1 protein-coding gene and 1 pseudogene are annotated in these 1,143 nt (G+C 73.6%); both read left to right on the top strand.

The features are described from left to right. Positions 1-251, top strand: a pseudogene (locus tag I0Q12_RS18425) (precorrin-3B synthase); the annotation flags it as partial. A gap of 49 nt (positions 252-300) precedes the next feature. After that, positions 301-1,143, top strand: an 843-nt coding sequence (locus I0Q12_RS18420; protein WP_197253342.1) for an FAD-dependent oxidoreductase, incomplete at its 3' end; no start/stop codon positions are given.

Genomic DNA, 1,143 nt, shown 5'->3' with positions numbered 1-1,143 from the left:
CCCCACCCCCGCACCCCATCGGCTGGCTCGACCGCGCCGACGGCACCGTCGTGCTCGCCGCCGCCCTCGCCGGCGGGGTGCTCCCGGCCCGCACCGCCGAATTCCTCGCCGCCGTCGAACGCCCGGTGGTGATCACCCCGTGGCGTTCGCTGCTGCTGTGTGACCTCGACGAATGGGCCGCCGAACAGGTCGTGCGGGTCCTCGCCCCGATGGGGTTGATCTTCGACGCGGACTCCCCGCACGTGGAGTGAACCGGCCGAACCGGTCCGGACGGCGCCGGATCCGCCTACCGTAGAACGGGTGAGTCCCGATACCGCCGGCTCCGACCACGACGTCTTCGATGTGATCGTGATCGGCGGCGGCCCGGCCGGAGAGAACGCCGCACACTACGCGATCAACGGCAGCGACCGCACCGCCGCGCTGATCGAGCACGAACTCGTCGGCGGCGAATGCTCGTATTGGGCGTGCATGCCGAGCAAGGCGCTGCTGCGTCCCGGTCAGATCCTTGCCGCCGCCCGCCACATGCACGGCGTCGAGCAGAAGATCAACGCGCACGGGGTCGACGCCGCCGCGGTGCTGGCCCGCCGCGACGAGTTCACCCACCGCCGCGACGACAGCTCCCAGGTGTTGTGGGCCGACTCCGTCGGCATCGACGTGCTGCGCGGACACGCCCGCATCACCGGGGAATGCACCGTCGCCGTCGACGGGGACCGCCCCCGCACCCTCCGCGCCCGGCACGCGGTGGTGCTCGCCACCGGCTCCGTCGCGGCCGTCCCCGACATCCCCGGACTGCGCGCGGCGCTGCCGTGGACCTCGCGCGACGCCACCAACCTCGTCGAGATTCCGCGGCGGGTGCTGCTCGTCGGCGGCGGGGTGGTCGCGTGCGAGGCCGCGACGTGGCTGCGCCAGCTCGGCGTCGAGGAACTCACCGTCGCGGTGCGCGGATCACGGCTGCTGCCGCGCGTCGAACCGTTCGCGGCCGCCGCCGTCGCCGACACCTTCGGCCGCCACGCCGTCGACGTGCGGTTCGGCACCGAGATCAGCCGCGTCACCCGAGAAGACGCCCGCGACACCGGGATCGGGCGCATCCACGGCGGCCCGGCGACCGTGCAGCTCGACGACGGCACCACCGTCGAGGTCGAC

The organism is Rhodococcus sp. CX (genome assembly GCF_015865005.1).
Classification (GTDB): Bacteria; Actinomycetota; Actinomycetes; order Mycobacteriales; family Mycobacteriaceae; genus Rhodococcus.
Note: the sequence above shows the minus strand (reverse complement) of the source record. Positions and strands in the feature narration are given on the sequence as shown.